We start from the raw sequence: 23,355 nt of genomic DNA, 5'->3' as shown, positions 1-23,355 counted from the left end.
TTTTAGTTTGACTATTTCGGCGCGCGTTTGCGTTCGTTTTCAGTCAATAAGATTTTACGTAGACGAATTGATTTCGGTGTCACTTCGACCAGTTCATCATCGCTGATAAACTCCAAAGCTTGTTCCAAGGTCATTTTTTGAATTTTGGCACAGGTCAAGCTGTCGTCGGTACCCGCAGCACGAATGTTGGTTAAAGGTTTTGGTTTGGTTGGGTTAACCACTAAATCGCTGCTGCGTGAATGGATGCCGACTAATTGCCCTTCGTAGATTTCATCACCATTAACCACCAGTAACTCACCACGAGCTTGCAGCGGATACAGCGAATAATCGACCGCTTTACCTTTAGCCATGGAAATCAACACGCCACGCACGCGACTACCAACCGCGCCTTCTTTCACGGGGCCATAATGGTCGAAGACGTGATAAAACAAGCCTGATCCGGAGGTTGCGGTCAGGAACTCGGTCTGGAAGCCCAATAAGCCGCGCGAAGGCACCACATATTCCAAGCGAATGCGACCTTTACCATCGGGCACCATGTCTTTCAGGTCGCCTTTACGCTCGCCCAATTTTTCCATGATGGTGCCTTGGTGTTGTTCTTCTACTTCAATCGTGACGTTTTCAAACGGTTCCGATTTGACGCCATCAATTTCTCTGATGATAACTTGCGGGCGCGATACGCCCAACTCGAAGCCTTCGCGGCGCATGTTTTCGATCAACACCGATAAATGCAATTCGCCACGTCCGGACACTTTAAATTTGTCCGGATCATCAGTGGTTTCAACACGTAGGGCGACGTTGTGCTGCAACTCTTTTTGTAAACGATCGTAAATTTGGCGGGTGGTAATGAATTTACCCTCTCTGCCGGCAAAGGGTGAGTTATTGACCTGGAAGGTCATGCTCACGGTCGGCTCATCGACCGATAGCGGCGGTAGTGCCACTACGTTATTCGGGTCGCATAAGGTTTCCGAGATTTTCAGATTTTCAATGCCACAGAAAGCAATGATGTCGCCCGCTTGCGCGCTTTCCACTTCGACGCGTTCCAAGCCATGGAAACCATACAATTTCAGCATCCGACCGCTACGATTTTTTCCTTCGTTGTCCACGATGGTTAACGGCATATTGCGCGTCACTTTGCCATGCTGAATACGACCGATGCCGATAACACCGACATAAGAGTTGTAATCCAGGCTGATGACCTGCATTTGGAAAGGTGCATCGACCTCAACCGGCGGCGGCGCTACTTTATCAACGATGGTTTGAAACAGCGGTGTCATATCGCCGCCCGATACATCGGCTTCCAAACCGGCAAAACCATTTAATGCCGACGCATACACAATAGGAAAATCCAATTGCTCATCGGTTGCGCCTAGGTTATCGAACAAATCAAAGGTTTGATCAACCACCCAATCCGGACGGGCGCCGGGGCGATCCACTTTGTTAATCACGACGATGGGTTTTAAACCCAAGGCAAACGCTTTTTTGGTGACGAAACGGGTTTGCGGCATTGGGCCGTCGACGGCGTCTACTAACAATAAAACCGAATCCACCATCGATAGAACCCGTTCGACCTCGCCGCCGAAGTCGGCGTGGCCAGGGGTGTCGACGATGTTGATGTGATAGCCGTTCCAGTCAATCGCAGTGTTTTTCGCCAAGATGGTAATGCCGCGTTCTTTTTCCAGCGCGTTGGAGTCCATCACCCGTTCGTCGACTTTGGTGTGCGCGTCGAAGGTGCCGGATTGCTGTAAAAGTTGGTCAACTAACGTGGTTTTGCCGTGGTCGACGTGGGCGATGATCGCGATGTTTCTGAGTTTTTCTATCACAATAATTTACTAGATGATTTTTAAGGAACAGATAGGCCGAACGGACAAGCCGCCCAGCGGGATTTAGTTTTGGTTTCCGCGCTGGCGCGGACCGATTGGCTGAGGGATTAACTTTGTTGCCAAGGCAAGCCGTGAAAACGCCAGCCGCCAGTATTGCCGCGGTGCTTGTTTTCATCCAGGGGGCCTTCGAAGCCTTCCAGAATGTTGATCAGATGCTCGTAGCCCGCCGCTTCCAGGGCTTTGGCAGCGTCTACAGAACGTTGTCCGCTGCGGCACAGCAGCAGAATCGGCGCGGCTTTATCCTGGGCATGCTGCTGCACTTGGTCTACGAAACCCGTGTTCAATTGCATGCCGGGAAATTCTTTCCAGGCCACATGAATCGCTTGCGGCGGGTGGCCGACAAAGCTGTGCTCGATGGCTGTTCTGACATCGATCAGTACCGCTGCCGGATTAGTTTGTAATACAGCCCAGGATTGTTTGGGGTCGAGATTTTCTATCATTAATTTACCGCTTCATTTTTGCCCGATAAAACAGGCTTCGTTTCTATTGCCGAATCGCAAATCGCCGAGTTTTGCGTATTCCTGGTAAAAAATCACGCTTAAGGGACTGAATAGCCGCAATAATTCGTTGTTTGCCAGTAAATACTCGGGATTGCTGGGGCCTTGTTGGTCAAGTTTGTTGCGGGTAAATGTTTGATAAAACAGCAGGCCGCCCGGTTTCAAGGCTGCCATTATCGCATTACACAGGGTTCGGTCAAGAAAACGACAGATGACAATCACATCGTAAGTCTGCTTTGTTAGTGTTTCGGCGCTGATATTGCATTGCCGAGTGGCGATTGATAGGCCTTTTTCGGCAGCCTGTTGTTGCAATAGTTGTAAAGCGACCGAGGATATATCCCAGGCATCGACAGTCAGTCTTGATTCGGCTAGCAACATCGCATTGCCGCCCAGGCCGCAGGCCAAATCCAGCGCGTTGCCGTGCTTGGGTAGCAGGTATTGGTGCAGGCTTAGCACCTCGGCAGGCGATGCAGGAGCGGAAGTGTTTCGATACACAGCATCCCACTTGTCTTGCAGATCGCTCATGGATTCATGCCGATTCGATGCGGTAGCCAAGCTTGAATAAACTCCAAAAACGACCGGACTTTGGCCGACAAATATTTGCGGTGTGGGTACACGGCATAAATTTCCAGCGGCGAGATACCGTACTGCTCCATGACCACTTGCAGCCGGCCTTGCTCGATGTCACGGCCGACGATGTAACGCGGCAACATGATCAGGCCCAAGCCGTTCACCGCGGCGTTGCGGATCGGATCGGCCATATTGGCCTGCATCCTGCCCGTGACGGTGACGGTGCGTTCCCCTAGTATGCCCTTGAAGCGCCATTTGTTACGCGGCGGGATCGCCCAATTGATCAGGCAGCTGTGATCTTCCAAGTCTTCCGGGTCTTGCGGAGTGCCATGCGCCTTGAGATATTCCGGGGAGGCGCACACAACCAGTGATGAGCTGGCCAATTTTCGGGCCACCAAGCTGGTATCGTTCAACTGGCCTAAGTAAATAGCCAAGTCGACACCTTCATCGATTAAATCGACTTGTCCGCCTTTCAGCACCATCTCTACTGAAAGATCCGGGTAGTTTTTTAAGTATTCGGTCAAGCCCGGCGAAATATGGCTGGCGCCGATGACTGGCGGCGCCAGAATTTTCAGGGTGCCACGCGGCTCTGTTTGCAAATGCGTGATCGCCGATTCCATCTCCGCCACGTCTAGTAGAACTTGCTGACAGCGTTCCAGGTAGGCTTCGCCAGCCTCGGTTAGGCTTAAGCTTCGGGTTGTGCGATTGAACAAGCGTGTGTTCAGTTCGCTTTCCAATTGCATGATGTGTTTGGTAGCCATTGCCCTGGAAATATCGAGATCTTTGGCGGCTCCGGCAAAGCTACCGGCTTTGGCGACGCGGACAAAGACATTCATGCTGGTTAGTTTATCCATGGTATCTCCTGGAAAGTAAAAAATTCACCAAAAAGCGTTGACATTTTTATTGTTTCGAAATTGTATACAATTTATTTAGTAAAAGCCTAATTGTAAACTTTTTTCTATCCTGTATAGTGCGCTGCAACTGAAAAGCAAACGCATGAAGTCTTGTCAAGCACAAGATTTAAAAACAGAGAATTTGAGCACAATGAACGAATTTAAAAAAGACATCTTAATCGGCGCCCTCTTTATTGCCGGTATTTGGAACTTTATTTCAGGTTTGTTCGTAATCTCCACTGTGTTGTTCGCTGCCACGTCCATGTTTAGCAATATGTCGACCAAGGCGCAGCTGAATAGCTGATCCAAGAATTTGTAACTACCTCCTGGTGTTGTAATAACGAGCGGAACCTCCTTCTAAGCACTCCGCTGGTTTTTTTGCCTTCCTCTGCGCAAGCATAGGGAGGCTTTTTTTTGCCGATAGATTTTTTTGGGCTGTTTCGGCAACGTGCTATGATTTTGCAGTTCCCAATCCACACAAAACTAATGAGCGAAGTTTTACAGCAATTGGCCCTGGTTCTTGAGCAGCGTAAGCTGCAAACCGCCGATCAGTCCTACGTGGCCAGTTTATACGCCAAGGGCTTGGATCATATTCTGAAAAAAATCGGCGAGGAGGCCACTGAAACGGTGATTGCCGCCAAAGACGGCGACAAGGATAAAATAGTGTATGAAACCGCCGATCTATGGTTTCACTGCATGGTTATGTTGGCGCATCAGGAACTCGGACCGGAACATGTGATCAATGAGTTGCAAAGGCGCTTTGGATTGTCCGGTTTACAGGAAAAAGCGCAGCGCGATGTTTCCTGATGGTTAAATTAAGGAGTAAAAAATGGGCTTAAGCATTCCTCATCTATTAGTAGTGTTAGTTATCGTGATCCTGGTGTTTGGCACCAAGCGCCTGAAAAATATCGGCTCCGATCTCGGCGAGGCGATCAGGGGATTTCGCTCAGCTGTTAAGGAAGGCAGCGAAGATAAAACGATTGCTCGCAAGGAAGAGGAGCCTTTGGAAGGCGAAGTCACTAATAAAGAAAAAGATCGGGCTTAGTCTGCGCTATGTTTGATGTCGGCTTTTCAGAGTTGTTGATGGTTGGGTTGGTGGCGCTATTAGTGCTTGGCCCGGAAAAATTGCCGAAAGCGGCCCGCTTAGCTGGATTTTGGGTAGGAAAAGCCCGTACTGTACTGGCCACCGCGAAGGCGGAAATTAAACAGGAATTGCATGCTGAGGAAATGCGCCAGTTAATCCAGCAACAGTCCATAGCCGGCGAATTGCAGAAAGTGGTGCAGGATACTCAGTCGGCCCTTGACGATATTAACTTCAATGCCCAGGCAGCGACCGAGATCAATCAGGACGATGACAAGCCAAGCACCGCAGGATAACGAGCAGTCTTTTTTTAGCCATTTAGTCGAACTGCGCGACCGCCTGTTAAAGGTGGTGCTATGTGTGTTACTGGTGTTTGTCGGTACCGCAAGCTACGCGAACGAGATTTACGCCTATCTGGCAGAGCCGCTGTTGCAGCACATGCCGAAAAACAGCACGATGATAGCCATCGATGTCGCATCGCCGTTTTTCACCCCGTTCAAACTCGCATTCGTAGTCGCGGTGTTTGTTTCCATTCCCTTCATTCTTTACCAGTTCTGGGGCTTTGTGGCGCCTGGCTTATACCGTCATGAAAAGCTGATGGTGGCCCCGTTGCTATTGGCTAGCACCTTGTTGTTTTACAGTGGCGCAGCCTTCGCCTATTTTCTGGTATTTCCGCTGGTGTTCGGCTATCTCACTTCGGCGGCGCCTGCCGGCGTGGCGGTGATGACCGATATAGCCACTTATCTGGATTTTGTGTTGGCGATGTTTTTTGCCTTCGGTTTGTCGTTCGAAATTCCGATTTTCACTATTGTATTGGTCTGGACCGGGATCATTACGCCGGAAACGCTGTCCGAAAAAAGGCCGTATGTCATCGTCGGGGTGTTCGTCATCGCTATGTTTTTGACGCCGCCCGACGCCCTTTCGCAAACCCTGTTGGCAGTGCCGATGTGGTTGTTGTTTGAATCCGGATTGCTGTTTTCGCGCTTATTTGTCAAAAAAGAATCGGCGGCTGAGGATCGTGAATAGTATCGCCCAGCGTTTCGCCAAGGTACGCAAGCAACTCCGTCAGGCCGAAATTGATTCACAACGCCCGCTGGGCAGTGTGCAGCTATTGGCCGTCAGTAAGACCAAGCCTGCTGCCGATATTGCCGCAGCCTACCGTTTCGGTCAGCGCCATTTCGGCGAAAACTATTTGCAGGAAGCGCTAAAAAAACAGCAAGAATTGGCGGCGTTCAATATCAGCTGGCATTTCATCGGACCGATTCAGTCCAATAAGACCAAGCCTATCGCTCAGCAATTTGCCTGGGTACACAGTGTTGATCGCTTGAAAATTGCCGAGCGCCTCAGCGAGCAACGTCCCGACTATTTGCCGCCTCTGAATGTTTGTTTGCAAGTCAACATCAGCGACGAAGCCAGCAAGTCCGGCATTCAGTTGGCTGATTTGCCGGCGCTGATCGAGCAAGTTAGCAAATTGCCGAATTTGCGTTTGCGCGGCGTGATGGCGATTCCGGAGCCTCAACAGGATTATCAGGCGCAATGCCTGCCCTATCGGCGACTTTATCAAGCGGTGCGGCAACTTGAGCGTAACGATCTTGATACCTTTTCGTTCGGGATGAGCGGCGATTTGCAGGCGGCGGTCGCCGAAGGCTCGACGCTGGTGCGGATAGGCACGGCGCTGTTCGGCGAGCGTCCTAGCCAATAATTTGTTTTTAATGGATAATGGCGGCTATTTTCCGATAAATCCCCATTTTTCAACGCGATGAAACAAAAGCTGGAAGCCCTTTTACAACAAGCCGTTACAGCCCTTAAAACTCAAGGTATTCTCGAAAACGATTTTATTGCGCAAATCAATTTAGAGCGCACCCGCGATGCGCAACACGGCGATTTCGCCACCAATCTGGCAATGTTGCTGGCTAAGCCGGCCAAACTTAATCCTAGACAATTGGCCGAAAAAATCGTCGCGGCTTTGCCCAGCGATGCGCTGATCAGCAAGGTTGATATCGCCGGCCCGGGATTTATCAATTTCTTCATCAATCCCGACAGCCAGTTTCAGATTGTCAAACAGGTACTCGATGCCGGAGCTGAGTTCGGTTTAAGTCAGATCGGTGTAGGCAAGCGGGTGCAAGTCGAATTCGTTTCCGCCAATCCTACCGGGCCTTTACATGTCGGCCACGGCCGTGGTGCTGCTTATGGTTCGGCTGTAGCCGATCTATTGGCCGCCGCCGGCTTTCAAGTCGAGCGCGAATACTACGTCAACGATGCCGGCCGGCAGATGGACATTCTCGCTACCAGCGTCTGGTTGCGTTATCTGGAAGCCTGCGACGAGGTTCTGCCTTTCCCCTGCAACGGTTATCGCGGCGAATATGTCCGAGAAATTTCCGCGAATCTGCATAAAAAAGCGGGCGATACATACCGCCGGGCCGCCGCGCAAGTGATGGCGGATTTACCAGCCGATGAACCGCAGGGCGGCGACAAGGAAAAACATATCGACGCGTTGATCGACCGAGCGAAAACCTTGCTCGGCGAGGCCTATAAGGAAGTATTTCAAGCCGGTCTGGACGAGATTCTGGACGACATCAAAGACGACTTGGCCGAATTTGGCGTCAGTTATCAACAGTGGTTTTCCGAGCGCTCGCTGATGGACGATCATTCCGTGGAGCAAGCCCTGCAACGTCTGGATGCCGCCGGCTATCTTTACCAGCAGGAAGGTGCCACCTGGTTTGCCTCCAGCCGCTTGGGCGACGAAAAAGATCGAGTCGTGGTGCGCGACAACGGCCAGACCACCTATTTTGCGTCCGATATCGCCTACCATATGCACAAGCTGGATCGCGGCTTCGATCAGATCGTCAATATTTGGGGTGCTGATCACCACGGCTATATCCCACGCGTAAAAGCAGCGATGCAAGCCTTGGGCGCCGACGAATCCAAGTTGAAAGTATTGTTGGTGCAATTTGCGATCCTGTATCGCGGCGATGAAAAAGTACAGATGTCCACCCGCTCCGGCGAGTTTGTCACTTTAAGACAGCTGCGTAACGAAGTCGGTAGAGATGCTTGCCGCTTCTTTTATGTGATGCGTAAATCCGAGCAACACATGGATTTCGATTTGAAGCTGGCCACCTCCAGAAGTAACGAAAACCCAGTTTATTATGTGCAGTATGCTCATGCCAGGGTGTGTAGCGTGTTGCGCCAGCTCGACGAAAAAGGCCGGCAACGCAATTCGCATTTGGGTATGGAACATCTGAGTCTGTTGACCGAAGAGCAGGAAACCGCGTTACTGACTACACTTTCCAAGTACCCGGAAGCTTTGGAACGTGCTGCTGTGAATTACGAACCACATCAATTGATTCATTATTTGCGTGAACTGGCCAATCAGTTCCACAGTTACTACAACGCACACCAGTTCCTGGTAGACGACGACAAACTTTGTAATGCCCGCATCAATTTGATTTGCGCCGTGAAGCAGGTATTGGTCAACGCCCTATCCCTATTGAAAATCAATGCACCCGAAGCGATGTAATGGCCAGAGACTATAAGCACCGCGTTCAAAGCCCCAGTTACACCAACAGTCGCAGAAAGCCGAAAAAGTCTTCGGTAGCACTTTGGCGTTGGTTGCTGGTCATCGCGCTGATTGTAGCTTTTGGGGTGTTTTTGAACATGATCCGCAAAATGGTGCCGGAGCTGGTGGCAGGCAAGCCGGAAGCGGAAACCCCGCAAGTAGTGGAAAAATTAAAACAGGAATTACCGGTCAAACCGCAAACTCAAGCGGCCGCTGAGCCAGAAAAACCGGCAGAGCCGTCACAACCTGCAGAACCGGAAGAGCCGCGTTACGATTTTTATACCATACTGCCACAGGCGGAAGTGGTGGTGCCCGATTACGAAATTAAGACTCGGGTGCGTGAGCAACTGGTCGGCAAAACCAAGGTTGCTAAATACATTATGCAGGCCGGCTCGTTTCGGGAAGCCCCGGAAGCCGAGCGCCACAAAGCTAAGCTGGCATCTCTTGGCATAGAGTCCAGGGTTGAGAAAGCTAAAGTCGGCAATGTCATCTGGCATCGCGTTAAAGTCGGTCCCTACGATAATCCCGCCAGCGTTTCCACGATTAAGGAATTGCTGCAGAAAAACGGCATAGGTGTGATTGTTACCGAAAGCGGTCAATAAGCGTTCAACAAGTCCAGGGTTTTGTCTGGTGTCGCTCAAGCAATTCCCCAGCGCAATGCTGTGTGCGGTACGGTAGTAAATTAGATTGACTCGCTTGCTGTTTTAAGCTCTGATAACTTAAATAATTACGAGAGGAGAGGCCTTATGGTTAACAAAAAGACGATGGTGCTGATGCTGTTGGCGCTGATCATGTTGAGCGGTTGCAGCCGGGTGTTTCGCGCTAGCGACACCAAAGACGACGATTTGATCGAGGTAAGCTACGAGGCGGTAGACCAACTGATTCTCGATTTACGCGAACCCTTACCCAAGGGCAGCTTGGTGGTTATCAATTCGCTGGTTAATGTCGGCGAACTAGAACAAACTTTGGCGTTTGGCCGAATTGTCTCCGATCAAATCTCCTCGGCCTTTCACCGCTCAGGTTACCGGGTGATGGGTATGGAGCTGCCTACCGAAATTTTTGCTAAAAACGATTCGGGCATCCTGCAACTTCCTGATAAAACCAAGGAAGCTTTAAATAATGTCGGCGCTAAAGCCGTCGTTATTGGTTCGTTTGCGCCAGGCTACAATAACGTCTACGTTTCGCTAAGGGTTGTAGACATCGCCAGCCAGAACGTGATTTCTTCCACCGACTATTCTGTGTCGATGGGGCCGGATGCCAAAGTTTTGGTTAAAAAACCGCAACCCCCCACACCTGCCAAGCCATAGCATTCAAACCTTAAGCGGATTGCCTTTCGGCAATCCGCTCCACGCTAACACCCTGGTTGTCAGACTTGCTTGGATTCTGCGATTGCAGAGCATCGACCTTTTGTAAAAATCTAGCCGTATTACAGTTGTTCGTGAGCCAAGTTCCGTACTAAAAATGCGGAGATTGCCTGCGGCGTGTCGAAATTGCCGTAAGCCAATAATAATTTAGCGTAAGCCGCTTCCAGCGAAGTATTCCAGATCATTTCCGCACCACAATCCAACAGTTCCCGAGTGGAGGCATAGGCGCTTTCCGAATACAGCGCCGGCGCTAGATAAATTTTGATGCCCCGCCTGGCGCAGCGTTTGATGAACTCGACCAGGCTGTATTGCTTTCCTAGCGCACCGGAGGCACAGGCCGTCCCGGAATGGTAAAGGTCGTGTAGCACCGCGTCGACGGTGTCGAGATTGTAAGCAGAGTAATCCAGGCCGGGATAAGGTCTGATCAACAAAATTCGTTTGGAAAAATCGGGTTTAAGCGCAATTGATGAGGGCTCGCTTAGCGCCGGATTTTGCAGGGATTGGAACCGTCCGTTCTCGAAGCGCATCCAGGCCTGTGACTGGATGCTGATGAAATCGCTACTTAAGGGCAGGCAGGACGACAGGCGGGCGCCGAGATGAATCTGCATGACTTGCCCCGGATTTCGATACGGCACAAACACGCCGGCCAGATAGAGTTGGCGTATAAATTCTACCGCACAGAGAAAGTTCGCCACGCCGTTGGCTTGCGGGTTATCCAGCGGCAGATCGCTGGAAACCAGCAGCAGCGGAATCGACAAAGCATTGAAATACAGGCTGAGCGCAGCAGCGCTGAAGGCCAGGCTGTCGGTGCCGTGGGCGACGATGATGCCGTCGAATTGGTGCAAATCCTCGCCTTCAATCGCTGCGATGATTTGCGGCCAGTGGCTGGGATGCAGGTTTTCGCTGAGAATCTGCAAGGGCTGTAAGGTTTTGAAGCTTACCGAATTCGGCTTGGGGTCTTGTTCGGTAAAGCGTTGTAATAACTTAAAACCGGCATTGCCGTCGGTATTGATGGTGTTGCCGCTAAGCTGCGAACCTATGGTGCCGCCGGTAAATACCAGCAGGATGTTTTTCTTCATAAACGATGGTTTCTAGTATGATGTTTTGCTTACAAAGCCCATCTTAAACACTCCGCATGAAAATATCACTGATCGTGGCGATGGCCAGCAACCGGGCTATTGGCCTGAACGGCCAAATGCCCTGGCATCTCTCGGCCGACTTGAAACGCTTCAAACAAATCACCATGGGTGCGCCGATCTTGATGGGCCGTAAAACGTTTGAGGCTATCGGTCGGCCTTTGCCGGGACGGGAGAACATCATTATCAGCCGCGACCCGATTTATCAACAGCCTGGTTGCCGGGTGTTTACCGGCATCGATAGCGTATTGCAAAACTATGCCGATAGCCCGGAATTATTCGTGATTGGCGGCGCCACCTTGTATGAAGCAATGCTGTCGTATGCCGATTATTTGTACCTGACCGAAATCCACAAAACTTTCGTGGGCGACACCTTTTTCCCGGATATCGATATCGGTCAATGGCGGGAAGTTGCCAGGGACGATGTTAAAAACGATCAAACCGTTGATTTTACCTACAGTTTTTTAAAGCTGGAAAACATCCGGATTGATTCTAGCGGGCGCTAGATTTTGGCGGCCGGCCAGAATTGGGTGTTTTTGTCATAAAACTGTCACATTTGCTTCATACTATTGTCACGCTAGGTTGGCAATATGAATCTTAAGTTTTAAACATTTCGAGAAAATATATGAAAAATACATTCAAGCTGAAATCGCTGGTTTTAGGATTTGGTTTTGCATCGGCTGCTTTGGTCGGCGGTGAAGCAGTGGCGGCTCCCGCGACATTGGATCCGGCTTTGCCTGAATATGCGGCAGCCAGCGGCGTGTCCGGCAACATCTCCAGCGTTGGCTCGGATACTTTAGCTAACTTGATGACTTTGTGGGCCGAAGAGTTCGGCAAGATTTATCCCAACGTCAACATTCAGATTCAAGCAGCCGGTTCTTCGACCGCGCCGCCGGCTTTGACCGAAGGCACCTCTAATCTGGGGCCGATGAGCCGGAAAATGAAAGACAATGAAATCGACGATTTTGAAAGCAAATACGGTTACAAACCGACCGCGATCCCGGTTGCTATTGACGCGCTGGCAGTTTTCGTCAACAAGGACAACCCGGTTAAAGGCTTAAGCATTCCGCAAGTGGATGCGATTTTGTCCTCAACCCGTAAATGCGGTTTTGCTACCGATATTACCACTTGGGGCCAAGCCGGCCTGACTGGCGGTTGGGCAAGCAAACCTATTCAGCTGTATGGCCGTAACTCGGTGTCCGGTACTTACGGTTTCTTCAAAGACGAAGCGCTGTGCAAGGGCGATTTCAAAAGCAACGTCAACGAGCAACCTGGTTCCGCATCCGTGGTGCAATCGGTTACTACATCTGCAAACGGTATTGGTTATTCCGGTATCGGTTATTCCACCTCTGGTGTAAAAGCCGTACCTTTGGCCCTGAAAGACGGCCAGCCATTTGTTGAAGCTTCTCCTGAGAACGCTACATCAGGTGCCTACCCGCTGTCTCGTTTCTTGTACGTTTACGTCAACAAAAAACCTAACGAGCCTCTGGCCCCCATGGAAAAAGAGTTCATCAAAATGGTGTTGTCTAAAACCGGCCAACAAGTCGTGATCAAGGACGGCTACATTCCACTGCCAGCCAAGGCAGTCGAAAAAGCCTTGACGCTGATTCAGTAATTACATCAGCCAAGGATGTCTGATAAAGGGACAATTCTGCATGGACGCAGCAAGGGATTGGCTAATGGACACAATGTCATTACCTCCTCTCGCCAAGTAATGGCGGATGATCTTGTATAATATCAAGCCGATAATTCCTAAGTTTTATCGGCTTTTTTGTCTCTGAATGCGTTGCGATTGTCCGGCGCCGCTTTGTTAACCAACGATACCTTGTTATGACTGAAGCCCATTCTACTCAAACGAAAGCCACGCTGTTTCAGACAGCGACCAGCGACCGTTACCAGCGCTGGCGGCTGCTCAAAGACAAGATGGTCGCTCGCGGCGTGGTAGCCGGCGGCTTGAGTATTATCCTCGCCGTGGTGTTGATCTTTTTTTACCTGTTGTATGTGGTGTTTCCGATATTGCTGCCATCCCACGCGGAAGCGGTCGCTCGTTACGACGTGCCCGAGCAGGCGCTGGGCAATACCGTATTTCTGTCCATGGAAGAGCAGAACGAAGTGGCGGTGCGTTTTACCGACACCGGCAAAGCGATATTTTTTAGCGTCGCCACCGGTCAGCTGATTCGCACCGAAGCATTACCTGTCCCTGAGCAAGTGCAAATCACCAGTTACGCCCATGGCGGCGTCGATAAAGGTGTCATCGCCTTTGGTTTGTCGGATGGTCGTGCCGTGGTGGTTAAACACGATTACAAACTGTCATATCCCAATGGCAAGCGGGTAATTACCCCCGCTATCCAATATCCGCTAGGCACCGAACCGCTGGTGGTGGATAAGCAAGGTCAGGCGCTAACCAAACTGGCGGTGAAGTTAGGCGATAAAAACAGCACTTTGCTGGCAAAAACTGCCGATAACCGCATGGTATTGAGCAGTCTGAGTAAAAAAGAATCGCTGTTCGACGACGAAGCCACTTGGGAAGCCACCGATTCGGTGATCGAGATGGCTGCGGATGAAGTGGATTTCATCTTGCTGGATAAAGAACTGCGCAATCTGTATCTGGCCAGCCGTGCCGGGGATTTAACCGTGGTCGACATTCTCGATAAGAGCAAGCCCGAGATCAAACATAAACTGAATGTGCTGAACCAAGGTGTGCAAATCAGCAGTATGGAGTTTTTGAACGGCGACATTTCGCTGTTGATCGGCGATACCAGCGGAGTGATGGCGCAATGGTCCATGGTCCGCGATCAGCAAAACCATTTCAGCATTGAAAAACTGCGTGCGTTTAAGGTGTCCGACGCACCGATTATTACCATCAATCCGGAACAGCGCCGCAAAGGTATGCTGGCAGCCGACGCCAACGGTGAGATCGGGATCTACAGTTCCACCGCCGAACGGGAATTGATCAAGGAAAAAATCGCCGGCGGGAAACCCGTATCTGTGACCTTGTCGCCGCGGGCCAATGCCATGCTGTTGCAGTCTGAAGATGGCAAAATCAATCATTGGACTATTGAAAACGAACATCCGGAAGTATCGTGGAGTTCGTTATGGAACAAGGTCTGGTACGAAAGTTATCCAAAACCCGATTACATCTGGCAATCCTCGGCGGCCAGCAACGATTTCGAACCGAAAATGAGTTTGACGCCGCTGGTGTTCGGTACCTTAAAAGCCTCGTTCTACGCGATGTTGATGGGCGTGCCGCTGGCCTTGTTCGGCGCGATTTATACCGGTTATTTCATGGCGCCGAGCGTGCGTCAGTATGTGAAGCCGGGGGTGGAAATCATGGGCGCATTGCCGACCGTGATTTTGGGCTTTTTGGCCGGTTTGTGGCTGGCGCCTTTCGTGGAAGCCAATCTCACCGGGATTTTTGCGTTATTGATGATCGTGCCGCTGTCCGTGATGGTTTTTGCCTATTTTTGGCAATTCTTACCGGAACAAGCTCGCCACAAAATTCCCGACGGCTGGGATGCGGTGGTGCTTATCCCGGTGGTGATATTCGGCGCCTGGCTGTCTTTTCAGCTAAGCCCGTCCATCGAAGCCTTGTGCTTTAACGGCGATTTACGGACCTGGATGCGCGAGGAATTCGGCATTGGTTACGATCAGCGCAACACGCTGGTAGTCGGTTTAGCCATGGGTTTTGCGGTAATTCCGATGATTTTCTCCATTGCCGAAGACGCGATTTTCAGCGTGCCCAAGCATTTAACCACCGGCTCGCTGGCGCTGGGCGCCACGCCCTGGCAAACCATGACTAAGGTGGTGTTGCTGACTGCCAGCCCCGGCATTTTCTCGGCGATCATGATCGGTTTCGGCCGTGCAGTTGGCGAGACGATGATCGTGTTGATGGCCACCGGCAATACCGCGGTAATGGATTTGAGTATTTTCCAGGGTCTGCGCACACTGTCGGCTAATATCGCGGTGGAAATGCCGGAATCGGAAGTGAACAGCACCCACTACCGGGTGTTGTTCCTGGCGGCCTTGGTGCTGTTCATGTTCACTTTTGTAGTCAACACGCTGGCTGAAGTTATTCGGCAGAATCTAAGACAAAAATACAGCTCATTATGATGAAAGCATGGTTTAAGAGCGGTTCACCCTGGATATGGATGACCGCCGGCGCGGTCAGTTTGAATCTGATATTGGTGGTAGGCTTGCTGCTGTTGATTGCAGTGCGGGGCTTAGGGCATTTCTGGCCGGCCGACATCATCGAATATCGCTACCAAGATCGCGATGGCCCGGAGAGCGCCATTATCGGCGAAGCGGTGGCCACGTCGCTATTGCCCGCCGCGCAAGCCAGGGCCGCGGGGCATGAGCTATTGGATAACGGCGAATACTTGGTGCAGCATCTGGTAAAAACCGGTAATCGCGATATTCTCGGTAGCGATTTTCGCTGGATCCAACAGCAATATATCCATGCCCAATCCACACCTGACGATTTGATCATGGTCGAACGCCGCGAGTGGGGTAATTTCTATGGCCGATTGCTGGCGGTTAAGGAAGACGGCGCGGTAATCGCCCAAGGCGAGCAAGCCTGGCAGATTGCGCAACAGAAATTGGCGACAGTGCTGGAGCAGCACGACGAAATCGATAGTTTGCAGGATCACGAAGTCGGTGCGATCAACTATGAATTGGAGCGTCTGCGGTTGAAGCAGCGTGGGCTGGAACTGAAAAACGCCTGGAACGATGCGGCCAAGCAGGAGTTTACCGCGCAAAAACAGACTTACGAAAAGCAATACCAAGTCATCCAGCAACAAATCAGCAAGCTGAGCAAGGAAAGCAAACGCTATAGCCTGGTGGTTGCGGAAGCCGGGCAAAAAGAAATTAGCCTGCCCTTGAATCGGGTGGTAAAAATGACGCGCCCCAATACGATGAGCGTGTTGGACAAATGTATCGAATATGTCGGTAACTTCGCCACGTTTGTCAGCGACGAACCGCGTGAAGCCAATACCGAAGGCGGTATCTTTCCGGCGATTTTCGGTACCGTGTTGATGGTAATGCTGATGGCGGTCGTCGTCACGCCGTTCGGGGTAATCGCGGCGGTTTATCTGCGCGAATATGCCAAGCAGGGTTTTATCACCCGCGTGATCCGAATTGCCGTTAACAATCTGGCCGGCGTGCCGTCCATCGTTTACGGTGTGTTTGGTTTGGGCTTTTTCGTGTATATCATCGGCGGCAATATCGACCGCTTGTTTTTCCCGGAAGCGGCGCCGGCGCCGGTTTTCGGTACGCCCGGATTGTTGTGGGCCTCGTTGACGCTGGCTCTGATGACTTTGCCGGTGGTAATCGTGGCTACCGAGGAGGGTTTGTCGCGGATTCCCAAATCGATTCGGGAAGGTAGCTTGGCGCTGGGCGCAACCAAAGCCGAAACCCTGTGGCGCACGGTATTGCCGATGGCTAGTCCGGCGATCATGACCGGCTTGATTTTAGCGGTGGCACGTGCGGCTGGCGAAGTAGCGCCGTTGATGCTGGTCGGCGTAGTGAAACTGGCGCCGACCTTGCCTTTGGACGGCAATTTCCCTTATTTGCATTTGGATAGAAAGTTTATGCATTTAGGGTTTCATATTTACGACGTCGGCTTTCAGAGCCCTAATGTCGAAGCAGCCAGACCCCTGGTCTACGCCACGTCCCTGCTACTGGTGATGGTGATTATCGGTCTGAATATGTTCGCTATCTCGATACGTAACAATTTGCGGGAAAAATACCGCGCCCTGGAAAATTAAATTCGCATATCCATCCGGAAGACTGGACCCTATACCATGACAACAGCCCAAAAGAATACCCACGCCATTGACATTAGCGCGTTGAAAAGGGAAGACAGAAAAAGCGTTGAGCAGTTGGAAACCTGCATCAAAGTCGAAAATCTGGATTTGTTCTACGGCCAGAAGCAGGCCTTGCACAGCGTGAATATGGAGATGCCGCACAAGAAGGTGACCGCCTATATCGGCCCCAGCGGCTGCGGTAAATCGACGCTGTTACGCTGTATCAACCGGATGAACGATCTGGTCGACGGCGTCACCATCAAAGGCAAGATTCTGCTGGATGGCGATGATATTTACGATAAATCGGTCAACGTTGCGGCTCTGCGCCGGCGAGTGGGGATGGTGTTTCAAAAACCCAATCCGTTTCCGAAAACCATTTACGAAAACGTCGCCTATGGCCTAAGGATTCAGGGCATCAATGACCGGCGCATTCTCGACGAAGTGGTCGAAAAATCCTTGCGTGGCGCCGCGTTATGGGATGAGATGAAAGACCGTTTGAACGACAATGCCTTAGGTATGTCCGGCGGTCAGCAGCAAAGGTTGGTGATTGCCCGGGCGATTGCCATCGAGCCGGAAGTAATCTTGCTGGACGAGCCGGCCTCGGCACTGGATCCAATCTCGACCTTGAAAATCGAAGAATTAATTAACGAATTGAAAGAAAAATATACGATAGTGATCGTCACCCACAATATGCAGCAGGCGGCGCGGGTATCCGATTTCACCGCATTTATGTACATGGGCGAATTAATCGAATTTGGTGAAACCAGCGAGTTGTTTACCAATCCGGCGAAAAAACAAACAGAAGATTACATTACCGGCAGGTACGGCTAGGAGGTAGACAATGGATAACAGCAAAATTAAACAGCACATTTCCCGTCAATTCAACGAGGAGATGGAAGACATTCGCAACAAAGTGCTGACCATGGGCGGTCTGGTGGAGCAGCAAGTTGATCTGGCGACCAAGGCTTTCATGGGTAACGACATGGAAAATGCCGAGAAAGTGGTGCAGCAGGATCAATATGTCAACGAGATGGAAAAAGACATCGACCACGAATGCACCGAAATCATGGCCAAGCGCCAGCCGGCGGCTTTTGATTTACGCATGTTGATTGCCACCATCAAAATCATCACCGACCTGGAACGCATCGGCGACGAAGCTGCGCGTATCGCCAAAATGACCATGCGTCTGGAAGGTGCCGATTATTATCAGGACAAGTATTACGAAATCGAACATCTGCTGAACTTGGTCAAGGACATGCTGAACGGCGCCTTGGACGCCTACGCCAGAAACGATGTCGAGGAAGTAATTGCCATCACCGAGCAGGACGCCAAGGTAGACCGGGAATACACCAGCATCACCCGGCAGTTGATCACGCAAATGATGGAAAATCCGCGTAACATCACCAGGGCCCTGGATATGTTGTGGGCTGCCCGCGCCCTGGAGCGGATTGGCGATCACTCCTGCAATGTCTGCGAGCAGGTGATATACATGGTGAAAGGCAAGGATGTGCGCCATCTCAGCCGGGAAGAACTGGAACGTACCGTTAATTCGGTTCGCTAGTTAATAGTGCCAGCTTGATTCAGGGTAACGGTCAATCCTCTACCCTGATTTGCTTGGCTAGACACTTGGGTGCGCCGCCCATCAGTTCCAAAATCATGCGCCGGCATTCGTCCGCATCGATATAAATCAGGCAACAAGCCACTTTTTACGGTGGCGAAATTCAGTCAAACGTTGAGCGATGACCATAATTGTTCAGAGAATTGCCGTTTACCGGCAGCTATTCAATCAGCCGCGAACTGCGCAACAGTTTGGAGCTAATCGCCAGCCCGGTTCGCGTCACATTTTTTAGTTGTATAACCGGTTGAACACGAAGGCCGTCGTTAGCCAGGCGGATCATGCCGCCACGATGCTCGAAATCGGCGATGTCGCTGACCGTCAACACCGGAAAAGGTCTGACAAATTCCAGGGTCGCCGCGAGAATTCTTTCTTGTTGCGCCGGGATATAAATCACTTGGCACTCGTGTAATTGATCGGGTATTGGGTCGATAATCAGCCGAATCGGTAAATCGTTTACCCGCTCACCTTCGATCAGCTTTGCCAGTACGCCGGTGACCGGCGAATTGGCGTAACTGCAAAACAGAAACGCCTTATTGGTCGTCGGCCAGGTAATGAAGTAAGCAAAGTTATACAGGTAGGCTGCTTTAAGTTCCGTCTCGTTAAAGCGCGGCTCGTCTGCTCTGCCCGATTGCAGCGGCGGTAAACAGCCCAACAATAGTAGCAATAGACACCGCCGCACAACTGCACGTGTGTTTGCCAAGACCGTGTGCAGGCTCGGATACCGCATCTAGTAGCGCACCGTGGCTTTAAGATAGTAATTGCGTTCGAATTCGCTACTGATCACGGCGTTGTCTATATAGGGGCTGAACTCCAGGTGTCGGTTGTCCAGCAAATTCTGTGCACCGACAGCCAGTTCGAAATGCAGATTCGGCTGCCAGCCCAAACGCAAATCCAGACGATGATAGGCCGGTACTTGATTGATCAAGTGGTCGGTGTAATACCAATGCGCATCGAATTCCAATTGATACGGCAGATTGAAGTAGGAGCTGAGATTGAAACGGTTGCGGGCGCTATTGCCTTCAGCGACTGTTGCGGCACTATCCAGGCTGCCGTCGCGTTGGTGCAAGGCAATCGCAAACAGGCTGTAACTACCTTGTAATCGCCAGCGTTCAGAAACCCGCCAATTCAGTGCTGTTTCCCAACCATAGGCTTCACCGTTTGCCTTGTTGGCGATCAGAAACGGGATAGTGATGTTATCCCCGTTTACAAGCGGCGTTTGCGGTTCGGTGGTGCTGAGCCGGCCGTAATCGCTATAAAACAGCGTGGTATCCAGGTTAAACGCGTCGCTGGGGAAAAATCGGTAACCCAGCTCGTAACTAATCGCGCTTTCCGAGTCGAAATTATCGTCTCCCATCACGTTGGCTGTGGTGCCGGGCCCTACATTGAACAAAACATTCACATCGTGATCGACCCGTGCCGGTACCCTCACCGCTCGAGACACTGCACCCCACAGGCTGTGCTGCCGATTGGGCAGCCACAATAACCGGGCGGAAGGCTGGATTTCAAAACCGGTGAAATCGTTGTGTTCAACTTTACTGCCGTATATCAAGCGCAGTTCGTCAGCAAGAAATCGCCATTCGTCTTGGGCAAAGACGTTGAACAAATGTACATCGCGTTGGGACGGGTCGAAACGCAGCAAGGCCTGTTTTTGTGACAGTTGATCGCTATTGAATCGATAACCGGCGCCCCAAGTGACGTTGTGAGCTCGCCAACTGAAATCATGCTGTAGATCCAGATCGAAGGTGCTGCGTCTATAGTCCAATCGGCTATTGTTGCGAACGGCATGATCGACATAACTGCGGATTTGTAAGCGGCTATCGTTTTCCAGGGTTTGCTGCCAGCGTAACAGCAGGTTACCGCCATGTTTTTTGGTATTGTCGGCACTAATTGGCGATACCGGGTCGAGGCTATTTAGCGATTGCTGCATGTCGCCATTGAAATAGTCGCCTTGTACGATCAGGTTTTTGCGGGCGTCCGGGGTCCAGTCGCTGCGAAAACCGGCGCGGCCCATGTCCAGGCTGTCGTTGGCTTTTTCGCCGTTGCCGAAATGAAAATCCTCGCGATGATTGTATTTACCGTAGACTCGGTAATTAAAATCCGGATTGAGCCGGCCGCCATAACGAAAGGTGCCGAATCCGGGTTCTTCCCTGCTGGTGCCGCCTGACAGCAATACGCCTTGCGATTCCTGAGCGGAACGAGTGACGATATTGATGACACCGTTGACGGCGTTGGAGCCCCACAGCGTGGCGCCAGGGCCGCGAATCACCTCGATACGGTCTATGTCTTCCAGCGGGTAGTCCTGCTCGTTCCAGTAAACGCCGGAGTTCAGCGGATCGTAAACGGTACGTCCATCCATCATCACCAACAGCTTGTTGGCATTGATACCGTTAAAGCCGCGACTACTAACCGCCCATTGATTGGCATCCACCCGAGCGACTTCCAGGCCAGGCACTTTGCGCAGCAGTTCCGGAATCGACTGCATCCCGGAACGTCTGATTTCTTCATGACTGATAACAAATACTGCCGATGGGGTTTCGCTGATAGGTTGTTGGTTTTTCGCGGCGATGGAAACGGTCGTCGCACTCAACTCCTGCAGAGATAAGGCTTTTAGATGGGATAGGTTATCGTCCGCCCCGACTGGGGCGGCGGTCCGCAGGGCAATACAGAAAAGCGCTAAGCGCTGAATTTTGCTCGTCAATTTTAACTTATTTGCCATAGTTACCGTCATTTACGCCCGATTAAGCACGCGTTCATTGTAGACGGCGGCGATAAAATAGTAAAAACCGCCCTATTTAGTGGGTTTGTGACGGAGATTTACTTGATGGCGCGAATCAGCTTGATCATGTCGCTACTGGCGGGGTCGACAAATATTTTTTGGAACGGGCAGGCCTGCACGCTTTTTAGAGTTTGTCGATTGATATTGGCGCCCAAGATGTTCACAACCAGCGGATTGAACAAATTCATCAGCATAGCCACCACTTTGTTTGAGCTTAATACGTGTTCCAACAACAGCACTTGACCACCGGGTTTGCAAACGCGATAGAGCTCCTTCAGGCCTTTTCTGGGTTTCGGTACCGAACAGAACACAAAACTGGCTATGACCGTATCGAAACTGTTATCGGCATAATCCAGAGCCTGCACATCCATCAAAGCCAGATCGACAGCAATCTGTTTGCGTTGTTGTTTACGGCGGGCCATTTCCAGCATTTTCGGGCTGAAGTCGACACCGGTGATCCGGGCGTCATCAGGGTAGAACGGGAAATTTTTCCCCGTTCCCACCCCTACTTCCAAAACGTGGGCGCCGCTAACCTGCGACCAGAGCTTTTTACGTAAACGGCGAAACAGCAAACCTTCCAGAAAGCCTTCCAAGCCATCGAAATAAGGCGCCAGCCTATCGTAGCGTTGTCTTACTTTACTGCTGTCCACCGCCATGCCGGCTTATTCCCCTAATTGCTGAATGCCGTCCAGGAACCACCGGGTTTGTTTGCTGTTTATGGGTTTGACGAAATGCCATACTTCCTTGATGGGTTCGGCCTTACCGCCGTCTTCGCAGATCAGCGCGTCGAACATGACCACCGCTTCCAGTTCTGTGCCGGCTTCGCGTACGTCAATTAATTCGGCGTTGAGTTTCAGCACGTCGGTTTTGTTGCTGGCACTGGATGCTTGCAATTGTTCTTGAATTTCCACAAATACCTTGTCTGTCGTCAGGCCGCGGATTTCCGCCAAGTCGCGACTATCCCAAGCTGCTTGCAAGTGACGGTACGCGCTTTCGGCACCGCTTAAAAAGGCGCGCTGATCGAATCCAGCCGGTAGGTTGTTCGCGTCGAAGCCAGCGGGCTGTTGATAGTCGCTGCTATTTGATCCTGCCGTTCTGCCTTTTTTGAACAGCACGTCGGTATCGAAACCGGAGCCGCCGCCTGCCGGCTGCTGGTTCTCGCGATAATAAGTTTGCGATTCCGCTGGTTGTGAGTGAGTTGGTCCGTAACCGGTCGGCGCGGCGGGTTGCTGACGTGATCTGGCCGCAAACAAGCGATACAGCAGATAGGCGACGCCGGCAAATAGCAGCATGTCCATCAGATTGATGTTTTCGAATGCGCCGCCGAAGAACAAGGAGCCCAATAGACCGCCCAACGCCAAGCCACCCAGCATGCCCATCAGTCCACCGCGACCAGCCCAGTTTTGTCTGGCTGTTTGATTTTGTGCGGCGGCTTGTTGCTGGCTAGCCGAACGAGTCGGCTGGCTGCTGGCTCCGCCGGGCGAGGTGGAGCGTTGAAAAGGCGTGCTATAGCTCGGCTTGCTACCGAAAGACTTACCGCCGCCCATGCGTTTCGCCTGAGCTTCCTGGACACTGCCTAGCAGTAAGGCCAGCGCAATGAATAATGTTGCCAAGGTACCGATCTTTCTGTTCATAGGAATGTTTGCCTAAAGTGAATAAATGTATGCCGATAATCGGGGTAAAATCGTGTAATTCAAGTAGAATAGCCTTTCGCATTGCCCTATACAACCGCCGTTTACTGATTAACGACACCTCACAGACATTCTGAAAACATAAATGGTTGCATATTTGCGTCAATTTCTAGTTATGTTTTTGCTGCTTTTGCAAGTGGCGGCACCCTTGGTGCATGCCCACGTGGGTAGAGATGCCATGCAGGGAGGTCTGCATTTGCACGAATTCGAGGCGCTGCATATCGATCATGATGACGACCCCGCATTTATGGCTGTCGATCACGATCTGCAAATTCAAAATAGTATTGTCAATCTAGGCGCCGCTATCAAACAGCAGCAATGGCTGGACAGGTTGACGCCGGTTTTCTATCTGATGGTTAGCTTAGTTCCCGATTTGGCAATTATGCGCCAAATCGATACCGTTAATTTTTCTCCGCATATTCCGCTGTTCGCGCCCGACCCCTTACTCAGTCACAATCCATCCCGCGCGCCGCCGCTCTGAAAGGGGTAGGC

Annotated in this window: 24 protein-coding genes; 15 read left to right on the top strand and 9 right to left on the bottom strand. The window is 51.3% G+C overall.

The genetic code is table 11. The features are described 5' to 3' along the window. Nucleotides 1-11 precede the first annotated feature (11 nt). From typA to A1332_RS14795, 4 genes are all read right to left on the bottom strand, one after another. Entirely contained in the window at nt 12-1,820 is a 1,809-nt protein-coding gene (gene typA, locus A1332_RS14810) for a translational GTPase TypA (protein ID WP_020484208.1), read from the bottom strand. Between the two features lie 107 nt (nt 1,821-1,927). Continuing rightward, complete coding sequence (locus A1332_RS14805) at nt 1,928-2,320, bottom strand: rhodanese-like domain-containing protein (protein ID WP_064009240.1); 393 nt, start codon at nt 2,318-2,320, stop codon at nt 1,928-1,930. 12 nt (nt 2,321-2,332) lie between these two features. After that, nucleotides 2,333-2,902, bottom strand: a complete 570-nt coding sequence (locus tag A1332_RS14800; protein WP_064009239.1) for a class I SAM-dependent methyltransferase — start codon at nt 2,900-2,902, stop codon at nt 2,333-2,335. Further along, nucleotides 2,899-3,801, bottom strand: a complete 903-nt coding sequence (locus A1332_RS14795) for a LysR family transcriptional regulator (protein ID WP_036272630.1) — start codon at nt 3,799-3,801, stop codon at nt 2,899-2,901. Before A1332_RS14795 ends, A1332_RS14800 begins: the two co-directional genes overlap by 4 nt. A 525-nt stretch (nt 3,802-4,326) precedes the next feature. Here A1332_RS14795 and A1332_RS14790 point away from each other — a divergent pair. The 8 genes from A1332_RS14790 to A1332_RS14755 all read left to right on the top strand — a co-directional run bounded on the left by A1332_RS14790 (nt 4,327) and on the right by A1332_RS14755 (nt 9,784). Continuing rightward, the gene (locus A1332_RS14790) at nt 4,327-4,647 is read left to right on the top strand and encodes a phosphoribosyl-ATP diphosphatase (RefSeq protein ID WP_064009238.1); all 321 of its coding nucleotides are present in this window, start codon (nt 4,327-4,329) and stop codon (nt 4,645-4,647) included. 22 nt (nt 4,648-4,669) lie between these two features. Next, nucleotides 4,670-4,885, top strand: coding sequence for a Sec-independent protein translocase subunit TatA (gene tatA, locus A1332_RS14785; protein WP_064009237.1), 216 nt, complete (start codon nt 4,670-4,672; stop codon nt 4,883-4,885). An 8-nt stretch (nt 4,886-4,893) separates the two neighbouring features. After that, on the top strand, nt 4,894-5,217 hold the full coding sequence (gene tatB, locus A1332_RS14780; RefSeq protein WP_020484215.1) for a Sec-independent protein translocase protein TatB: 324 nt from the start codon (nt 4,894-4,896) through the stop codon (nt 5,215-5,217). After that, a complete protein-coding gene (gene tatC / locus A1332_RS14775) occupies nt 5,192-5,947 on the top strand; it encodes a twin-arginine translocase subunit TatC (protein ID WP_064009236.1) in 756 nt (251 codons plus the stop codon). The genes tatB and tatC overlap by 26 nt, the downstream gene beginning before the upstream one ends. Beyond that, nucleotides 5,940-6,623 (top strand): YggS family pyridoxal phosphate-dependent enzyme, encoded by a 684-nt coding sequence (locus tag A1332_RS14770; protein WP_064009235.1) that lies wholly within the window; start codon nt 5,940-5,942, stop codon nt 6,621-6,623. Before tatC ends, A1332_RS14770 begins: the two co-directional genes overlap by 8 nt. 57 nt (nt 6,624-6,680) lie before the next feature. Beyond that, nucleotides 6,681-8,438 carry an arginine--tRNA ligase gene (argS, locus tag A1332_RS14765; protein WP_064009234.1) on the top strand — a complete coding sequence of 586 codons (1,758 nt, stop codon included), beginning with the start codon at nt 6,681-6,683 and terminating at the stop codon, nt 8,436-8,438. Next, complete coding sequence (locus A1332_RS14760; protein WP_064009233.1) at nt 8,438-9,079, top strand: SPOR domain-containing protein; 642 nt, start codon at nt 8,438-8,440, stop codon at nt 9,077-9,079. Before argS ends, A1332_RS14760 begins: the two co-directional genes overlap by 1 nt. 144 nt (nt 9,080-9,223) lie before the next feature. Continuing rightward, on the top strand, nt 9,224-9,784 hold the full coding sequence (locus A1332_RS14755) for a FlgO family outer membrane protein (protein WP_064009232.1): 561 nt from the start codon (nt 9,224-9,226) through the stop codon (nt 9,782-9,784). A gap of 119 nt (nt 9,785-9,903) precedes the next feature. On the opposite strand, the gene A1332_RS14750 is transcribed toward A1332_RS14755, so the two are convergent. Further along, nucleotides 9,904-10,920 carry an asparaginase gene (locus A1332_RS14750; RefSeq protein WP_064009231.1) on the bottom strand — a complete coding sequence of 339 codons (1,017 nt, stop codon included), beginning with the start codon at nt 10,918-10,920 and terminating at the stop codon, nt 9,904-9,906. Between the two features lie 56 nt (nt 10,921-10,976). Between A1332_RS14750 and A1332_RS14745 the strand changes: the two genes are divergently transcribed. The 6 genes from A1332_RS14745 (at nt 10,977) to phoU (ending at nt 18,339) form a co-directional block, all read left to right on the top strand. Then, nucleotides 10,977-11,483, top strand: a complete 507-nt coding sequence (locus tag A1332_RS14745) for a dihydrofolate reductase (RefSeq protein ID WP_064009230.1) — start codon at nt 10,977-10,979, stop codon at nt 11,481-11,483. A 119-nt stretch (nt 11,484-11,602) separates the two neighbouring features. Continuing rightward, on the top strand, nt 11,603-12,592 hold the full coding sequence (locus A1332_RS14740; RefSeq protein WP_064009229.1) for a PstS family phosphate ABC transporter substrate-binding protein: 990 nt from the start codon (nt 11,603-11,605) through the stop codon (nt 12,590-12,592). Nucleotides 12,593-12,807: 215 nt separating this feature from the next. After that, entirely contained in the window at nt 12,808-15,087 is a 2,280-nt protein-coding gene (locus A1332_RS14735) for an ABC transporter permease subunit (protein ID WP_064009228.1), read from the top strand. Further along, on the top strand, nt 15,084-16,739 hold the full coding sequence (gene pstA / locus A1332_RS14730) for a phosphate ABC transporter permease PstA (RefSeq protein WP_197491470.1): 1,656 nt from the start codon (nt 15,084-15,086) through the stop codon (nt 16,737-16,739). The genes A1332_RS14735 and pstA overlap by 4 nt, the downstream gene beginning before the upstream one ends. A 36-nt stretch (nt 16,740-16,775) precedes the next feature. Beyond that, entirely contained in the window at nt 16,776-17,609 is an 834-nt protein-coding gene (pstB, locus tag A1332_RS14725; protein WP_064009226.1) for a phosphate ABC transporter ATP-binding protein PstB, read from the top strand. Nucleotides 17,610-17,619: 10 nt separating this feature from the next. After that, nucleotides 17,620-18,339 carry a phosphate signaling complex protein PhoU gene (gene phoU, locus A1332_RS14720; RefSeq protein ID WP_036272619.1) on the top strand — a complete coding sequence of 240 codons (720 nt, stop codon included), beginning with the start codon at nt 17,620-17,622 and terminating at the stop codon, nt 18,337-18,339. 217 nt (nt 18,340-18,556) lie between these two features. Here phoU and A1332_RS14715 read toward each other — a convergent pair whose 3' ends face one another. The 4 genes from A1332_RS14715 to A1332_RS14700 all read right to left on the bottom strand — a co-directional run bounded on the left by A1332_RS14715 (nt 18,557) and on the right by A1332_RS14700 (nt 22,806). Next, a complete protein-coding gene (locus tag A1332_RS14715) occupies nt 18,557-19,060 on the bottom strand; it encodes a YfiR family protein (protein ID WP_064009225.1) in 504 nt (167 codons plus the stop codon). A gap of 63 nt (nt 19,061-19,123) precedes the next feature. Continuing rightward, nucleotides 19,124-21,112, bottom strand: a complete 1,989-nt coding sequence (locus A1332_RS14710; RefSeq protein WP_064009311.1) for a TonB-dependent receptor plug domain-containing protein — start codon at nt 21,110-21,112, stop codon at nt 19,124-19,126. Between the two features lie 98 nt (nt 21,113-21,210). Beyond that, nucleotides 21,211-21,828, bottom strand: coding sequence for a class I SAM-dependent methyltransferase (locus tag A1332_RS14705; RefSeq protein ID WP_064009224.1), 618 nt, complete (start codon nt 21,826-21,828; stop codon nt 21,211-21,213). A gap of 6 nt (nt 21,829-21,834) precedes the next feature. Next, a complete protein-coding gene (locus A1332_RS14700) occupies nt 21,835-22,806 on the bottom strand; it encodes a Tim44 domain-containing protein (protein WP_064009223.1) in 972 nt (323 codons plus the stop codon). Nucleotides 22,807-22,948: 142 nt separating this feature from the next. Between A1332_RS14700 and A1332_RS14695 the strand changes: the two genes are divergently transcribed. After that, a complete protein-coding gene (locus A1332_RS14695; RefSeq protein WP_064009222.1) occupies nt 22,949-23,344 on the top strand; it encodes a hypothetical protein in 396 nt (131 codons plus the stop codon). Nucleotides 23,345-23,355 lie beyond the last annotated feature (11 nt).

The organism is Methylomonas methanica (assembly GCF_001644035.1).
Classification (GTDB): domain Bacteria; phylum Pseudomonadota; class Gammaproteobacteria; order Methylococcales; family Methylomonadaceae; genus Methylomonas; species Methylomonas methanica_A.
This window is presented reverse-complemented; position numbering and strand designations above follow the sequence as displayed.